Source organism: Okeania sp. SIO2F4 (assembly GCF_010672385.1).
In the GTDB taxonomy this organism is placed as follows: Bacteria; Cyanobacteriota; Cyanobacteriia; order Cyanobacteriales; family Microcoleaceae; genus Trichodesmium.
This window is the reverse complement of the sequence record NZ_JAAHGT010001068.1, coordinates 1-3,086: the sequence shown is the minus strand read 5'-3', so window position 1 is coordinate 3,086 and position 3,086 is coordinate 1. Positions and strand designations below refer to the sequence as shown.

The 3,086-nt window shown below is 33.1% G+C and carries 3 protein-coding genes; all 3 read left to right on the top strand.

All coding sequences use genetic code 11. The features are described 5' to 3' along the window. Window positions 1-241 precede the first annotated feature (241 nt). Window positions 242-433, top strand: coding sequence for a hypothetical protein (locus F6K22_RS37130; protein ID WP_293109756.1), 192 nt, complete (start codon window positions 242-244; stop codon window positions 431-433). 239 nt (window positions 434-672) lie between these two features. After that, window positions 673-2,046 carry an ABC transporter substrate-binding protein gene (locus F6K22_RS37125; RefSeq protein WP_293109754.1) on the top strand — a complete coding sequence of 458 codons (1,374 nt, stop codon included), beginning with the start codon at window positions 673-675 and terminating at the stop codon, window positions 2,044-2,046. A gap of 40 nt (window positions 2,047-2,086) precedes the next feature. Further along, window positions 2,087-3,086, top strand: a 1,000-nt coding sequence (locus F6K22_RS37120) for an ABC transporter substrate-binding protein (protein ID WP_293109752.1), incomplete at its 3' end; no start/stop codon positions are given.

Here is a 3,086-nt window from a genome sequence, read left to right as displayed (position 1 = left end):
TTTAAAGCCTCCCCTTGGATAGGGGAAAAAAGCGGTCGGAAAGCGGAGCATTCCGTCAGGATGGGATGGCGAGGTCTCCTCGCTTGCCTCCAATCGACCAAGAGAAGAAATGATATTTCCCAATCTTCAATTCCGTAACGGTTTTAACTTTCTTGTAATTATCAATTATCCATTATCAATTATCAATTAATGAAAAACAGCCTCTAAGGAAAAAGAATAATTTTCAAACGAGGTAATAATTATGAGAGATAAATTTTTAGCAATAATTTTGTTATTTATACTGAGTTTAATATTAGTTACTTGTAGCGGAAATAAAACTCAAGATTATCTCCAAGAACTTCAATCAGAGAAAGTATTAACAATTTTGTGGAATCGGGGATATTATCCAGAACAAGAAGAAGCTATCAAAAAAATAGTTGCTGAGTGGCAATAAAAAACAGAAAACAAAAGTTCAACTTTGTTTTTCAGTGAGGATGATATTTTGCCAGCAGCTATTGATGGTTTAGCAACAGGTCAACCACCCGATATTCTCTTCTCAGAAAGAGCAGAATATACTTTTATCCCTCAATGAATATGGCAGGGAAAATTGGTAGGTTTTTCAAGTGAATTAAAGAAATATTTTCTCAGTAGTAAACTAGGGAAAAAGAATAATTTTCCAACGAGGTAATAATTATGAGACGTAAATTTTTTTCTGTAATTTTGCTATTCCTACTCGGTTTAATATTAGTGACTTGTAATATTAACCAGCCTGAAAATTATTTCAAAAAATCTGAATCAGAGAAAATATTAACAATTTGGTGGAATCGGGGATATTATCCAGAACAAGAAGAAGCTCTGAAAAAAGTAGTTGCTGAGTGGCAAGAAAAAACAGATAACAAAGTTGAACTTTTGTTGTTCAGCGAGGATGATATTTTACAAGCAGCTATTGATGCTTTGGCAGCAGGTAAAGCACCTGATATTCTCTTTTCTGAAAGAGCAGAATATACTTTGATTCCCCAATGGGGGTGGCAGGGAAAATTAGTAGATGTTTCAGATGTAATTGAACCTGTCAAAAATTTCTATAGTGATACTGCTCTGAAGTCTGCTTATTTATACAACAATATTGAATCTAAATTTTCTAATTATGCCGTACCAATAATGCAGCAAGGCATACATATTCACTACTGGAACGATCTAATAATTAAGGCTGGTTTGGCAGAGAAAATACCAGAAAAATGGGATGAATTTTGGCAGTTTTGGCAAAATGCCCAAAAAGCTTTACCTCAAAAAAATGAAAATAAGATTTATGGTTTGGGTTTGCCTATGTCTATTTATAGTACAGATACTAATGTTGTATTTGAACAAATTTTGGCAGCTAATAATCTGCAAATTGTCGATAGACAGGGCAAATTACAAATAGATAAACCAGTAGTAAGACAGAAAATTATTGAAATTTTAGACTGGTACACTAGCTTTTATAAAAATGGATATGTGCCACCTAATGCAGTTAATTGGCTCAATTCAGATAATAATTCTGATTTCCTCAACCGCCATATATTAATGACAATTAATGCAACTATGTCAATTCCTGGTTCTCAACAGGAAGATGAAGAAATTTACTTGAATCAAATGAGAACTATCGAGTTTCCCAATAATCCTAATGGAGCAAAACCTATATCTTTAGTATCTGTCAAAAAACCTGTAATTTTTACATCTTCTCCTAATCCTAAATTAGCAAAAGAATTTTTATCATACTTAATACAGCCAGATAATTTAGCAGCTTACATTAAAGGTGCAAAAGGTCGCTATTTTCCGATTATGCCTCAACTATGGCAAGACCCATTCTGGAGCAATTCAAAAGACCCTCATATTTCTGTAGCATCTAAACAGTTTACCGAACATCAAACTCGTTTATTTGAGAATTCGATTAACCCTGCTTATTCTCAAGTAAATTCAGACAAAATCTGGGGTGAAGCAATCAAACAAATTTTAATTGAAGGCTTATCGCCAACTGAGGCAACTGATATAGCTATTAAGCGAATAAAAGAAATATTTTCTCAGTGGTAAACTAAGAAAAAAAGAATAATCTTTAAACTCGATGATAATTATGAGACATAAATTTTTAGCAATAATTTTTTTATTCATACTTAGTTTTATATTAGTAACTTGTAGCTCTAATCAAACTCAAAATTCTCTCCAACAACCTCACTCAGATCCAGTTTTAACTATTTGGTGGAATCGGGGATACTATCCAGAGCAAGATGAAGCTCTGAAAAAAGTAGTTGCTGAGTGGCAAGAAAAAACAGATAACAAAGTTGAACTTTTGTTTTTCAGTGAGGATGATATTTTACAAGCAGCTATTGATGCTTTAGCAGTAGATAAACCCCCCGATATTCTCTTTTCTGAAAGAGCAGAATTTACTTTGATTCCCCAATGGGCGTGGGAAGGAAAATTAGTAGATGTTTCAGATGTAATTGAACCTGTCAAAAAATTATACGATAATACTGCGCTGAAGTCTGCTTATTTGTACAACAATGTTGAGTCTAAATATTCTGATTATGCTGTACCAATAATGCAGCAAGGCATCCATATTCACTACTGGTTTGATTTAATTCGTGATGCAGGTTTAGGTGAAGAAATACCAAAAAATTGGGATGAATTTTGGCAATTTTGGCAAAATGCACAAAAAGTTTTACGTCAACAAAATGACAGTAATATTTATGCCTTGGGTTTACCCATGTCTATCGATGCTTCAGATACTTATCTTATATTTGAACAAATTTTGGAAGCTAACAACTTACAAATAATAGATAAACAGGGGAAACTACAAATAGATAAACCAGCAATAAGACAAAAACTTATTGAGGTATTAGACTGGTACACCAGCTTTTATAAAAATGGATATGTACCACCTAATGCAGTTAATTGGCGAAATTCTGATAATAATACTAATTTCCTCAATCACAAGACTTTAATGACAATTAATCCAAGTATGTCGATTCCTGGTTCCCAACGAGAAGATGAAGAAATTTACTTGAATCAAATGAAAACTATAGATTTTCCCGCTAATCCTAATGGAGCAGAACCTACATATTTAGTATCTGTCA